Source organism: Flavobacteriales bacterium, assembly GCA_013214975.1.
Classification (GTDB): domain Bacteria; phylum Bacteroidota; class Bacteroidia; order DT-38; family DT-38; genus DT-38.
In genome coordinates this window covers 1-3,123 of record JABSPR010000111.1, presented here as the reverse complement: position 1 = coordinate 3,123, position 3,123 = coordinate 1, and the positions used below count along the sequence as shown (strand labels likewise).

Genomic DNA, 3,123 nt, shown 5'->3' with positions numbered 1-3,123 from the left:
GTAATATTCTCAAAGAAACCAATCAAACAGATTTTAAAGAAAACAGTAACATCAATACTCTTCTGACCTTCTTTACCATAAAGATGGGCAGTCTCTTTATACAAGTAGCTTAAATCTAAAACCTCTTTTAATCTGCGGTAGAAGTTATCCTTAGGAACCCATTCCGATAATTGAAAGTTCGTGAAAAGCTTTTCAGCGTAATCTTTTTTGCCTTGTATAATACTGATTTAAAGATTAATACAAGATAACCAACATCAAAACATGTAACTCTGAGAATCAATACCTTTATCAACAAAACAATGAGAGTTGTGCAACAGGCACATAACCTATTTCAGGACAAGACAGAATACTAAGTTTTGAGCCAAATATTAACAGTTTCAAAAGCATAGTATATATTAAAATCACCGTTTATTAGCATTGCTATAATCAAGGGTATTCCTAAATACATTGCAGCAAGTACAACTACATACATAAAGATATTTGTTAATACATAAAGTATTGTTGATTTACTCTCTATTGTCTTTAAAACACGACTATCTCTAGTGTTATCTCCAATAAACATACATATAGCAAACAAGGGGTAGCATAATCCAATATGCATAATCAAGAAAAAACCATAAGCAGCCCCTAATATCAAAGCTAGTATTTTAAACAAAAAAGGTAAATGAAACAATAAGGCGTAGCCAAATAAAATCATTGTTATGGCTGAAATAACCGAAAATATTATTTTATCTATTTCTTTCATAATTCAATTTGTTTTTTAATTATCCATACTCAATACAACACAACCGATGACTCCATATTTGCAAAAAAGAAAATACGAGAGCATAGCCAAACCGTTATGCACTATAGACAAAACCCGCACTACCTTAAAGACATTCTATTCATAGGTATTACAATCCTAGTTGCCTCTCAAAAAGGACATTAAACCAATAACTTCATTACAAAAAAGGCCATTCAAGATAAGTGAATGACCTTTCCTAAAAGAGCATATACTCTAATTTGCCTGAACAAACTTGGTGCTTTCAACACCTCCGTGATGCACTACTTTTAATATATACATACCAGGTTCCAAACCTCGAAGTTCAAATCTTTCACCAGTTCTTTTATTACTTCGGTCGATTTCTTTACCACCTACGTTGTACAAAATCACCATCACATTTTCAGCGTCTCCAACAGTTGAAATAAGCACACCATTACCATTGGTGTTATTTGAAACATTGATACTAATGCTACTTTCGATATTAGCAACCTCTGCATACTTCACTTTACCAGGCATTTCCGTCATAGATTTTGGACATACTCCAAGCTTATAATCTCCTGTTGCTAATTTATCATCAACATCGTTAAGGTCAACATCATGCTTATGTGGCTCACCCATACCGCCCGTGTGACACATTAATACTGTTCCGTTTGGTCCTGCAACGCAACTCTCATCATGGCCATCAACCCAAGCAGTATTAACATCCATACTTGGGTCTAAAGTGCCATCGAAACTCCAAATATGATCTTCCACCACCGTGCTTCCAGAAGCTTCGTCAAAATTATAGTATGCTGTTGGTCCATCTGTGATGACCTGATTCATATTTATTGCTATATCAGCTTCGGATCTAGGCTCACGCCACCATCTTACTTCATCCACATCCCCAGTAAAATAATTGCCATTATTGAAACCTCCAATAGTAACTTCCATCCCAGATCCAGCAGGCCCATTGGTATTATTTGCAAATGGTGCTCCTTGATCGAATACGCCATCAACATACGTGTAACACAAGCCAGCTTCTCGAACAACTGCAATATGATGCCAACAACCATCGTTAACAGATGTGTTTCCTAAATTACTGTTTGCTCCTACACCACCTATTGCGAACTCTATTTTTCCACTTCGGATTCCAGCCCATAAGTTTCCTCCAACTGAACCGCCAGTACTTCCAACCACTACTTGAAGATCATTGCTAGCAGGTTCTGAATTCCTAACCCAAAACTCTATGCTGAAATCTATATCCCAAATAAAGAGTGGTTCCCCGCCAGGAATAACTACTATTTCTGGTCCACCTGAAAAGTGCATAGCTCCTTCGCATGGAGCTGCCTCCACCGATGTCTCTGATATAGTTGTACACCCAAATTGATTGGTTAATGTAACAGAAATTGGTCCTGCTGTAAGTCTACATGCAGGATTTGTTACTTCACCGTTTGACCATTCGTAACTACCAATAGGGTTTCCCATACCCATACCCATACCCGATCTTTCCGCAGTTGCACAGAATATTTCCCCCTCACAAGGAATTACTTCAGGTATAATTGCAATTGGACGTTGTCGTCGTCGTTTTCTAACTACTGTTTCCTTAGAAGCAGTACAACCATTTTCTTCGTCCGTAACGATAACAGTATAAACCGTTCCCATTCCCATTCCACCAGAAGTTGCATTAAAGAATGAACCAAAATCTACACCATCTTCTATGGTTTCAATAGGACCTTGAGAAGTTGGGGTACAACCCATTCCCATTGCGCCACCCATTCCTCCTGTACAAGCGAACCATTCATAAGAGAATCCCTCTGTACTAATAGGATCACCGCTTGTAATACACTCTATATCGACATTTCCATTACCACAAACATTAAGATTGTCGGGAGTACATATTTCTGGCGAATTATTTTCATCACATACAACTGGACAACCACCTGTTGGGTCGTAATTATCAATCCAAGAGGAGTTAACATCCATGCTTGCATCCAAAGCACCATCAAAACTATATTTTAAGTCTTGAGCAATTGAGCTTCCAGGACCATCATTATAATCATGATAAACTGTTAATCCTGACTCGGATAACGAAATTACTTGATCAGTATTTGCTGCTATGTCATTTGCCGATCTAGCCTCTCGCCAAAATCTAAATTCATCAACATCACCAGTAAAATAATCCCCAGTACTAAGACCACCAATGGTAAAACCACCACCTCCCGGTCCATCTTCTGAATTTGTAAACGGCATTGTTCGATCAACAGATCCATCTACATATACGTAACATAGAGTTCCCTCTTTTACCACAGCTACATGATGCCAGCAACCATCGTTAACAAGCGTATTCCCTAAGTTAGTGTTCGCTCCTACACCATTTATTG

At 37.9% G+C, this 3,123-nt stretch carries 2 protein-coding genes; both read right to left on the bottom strand.

Translation table 11 applies throughout. The annotated features are described in order from the left end of the window. Positions 1–349: 349 nt before the first annotated feature. Entirely contained in the window at positions 350–745 is a 396-nt protein-coding gene (locus HRT72_04395) for a hypothetical protein (GenBank protein NQY66948.1), read from the bottom strand. Positions 746–997: 252 nt separating this feature from the next. Next, the coding region (locus HRT72_04390) for a T9SS type A sorting domain-containing protein (protein NQY66947.1) at positions 998–3,123 on the bottom strand (2,126 nt) is incomplete at its 5' end.

Bases quoted from the DNA above. Each gene is read 5' to 3' on its own strand.
- HRT72_04395 (NQY66948.1), bottom strand. From the start codon at position 745: ATGAAAGAAATAGATAAAATAATATTTTCGGTTATTTCAGCCATAACA.